The organism is Capnocytophaga sp. oral taxon 326 str. F0382, assembly GCF_000318295.1.
GTDB classification, from domain to species: Bacteria; Bacteroidota; Bacteroidia; order Flavobacteriales; family Flavobacteriaceae; genus Capnocytophaga; species Capnocytophaga periodontitidis.
Map to the genome: position 1 here is coordinate 1 of NZ_KB291468.1, position 392 is coordinate 392.

1 protein-coding gene is annotated in these 392 nt (G+C 36.5%); it reads right to left on the reverse strand.

From position 1 onward, the window contains the following. The coding region (locus HMPREF9073_RS15765) for a hypothetical protein (RefSeq protein ID WP_157453532.1) at window positions 1-388 on the reverse strand (388 nt) is incomplete at its 3' end. Window positions 389-392 lie beyond the last annotated feature (4 nt).

Here is a 392-nt window from a genome sequence, read left to right on the forward strand (position 1 = left end):
CACAATTACCACCTCCATTGCTATAAGTTACTACTAAACGATAGTCACCTTCTTGATTAAATGTATATTGAGTGGTAGTGCCGTTGTTACTATGCACATTTGCCCAAGTACAATTATAGGATTCAAGGCTTGGAGGGCATTCTTTAAAGCGCTGCGCTTCTTTAGCATTACAGTTGCCTTTTTTCTGCCATACAAAGTTTGTAGCATTAGAAACATTTACTTTTAAATTCACAGAAGCATTAGCACCACACAAATACACTTGAGGATAATACTGACCTGTATCTGGACAAATATATAATTCCCCATTGATCTGTTTATTTTCAATCATCTTATGAATGGGGTGATCAGCTTCGGCAGTATTAGGTTTTACCTCGTAGATTTCGTACATAGTA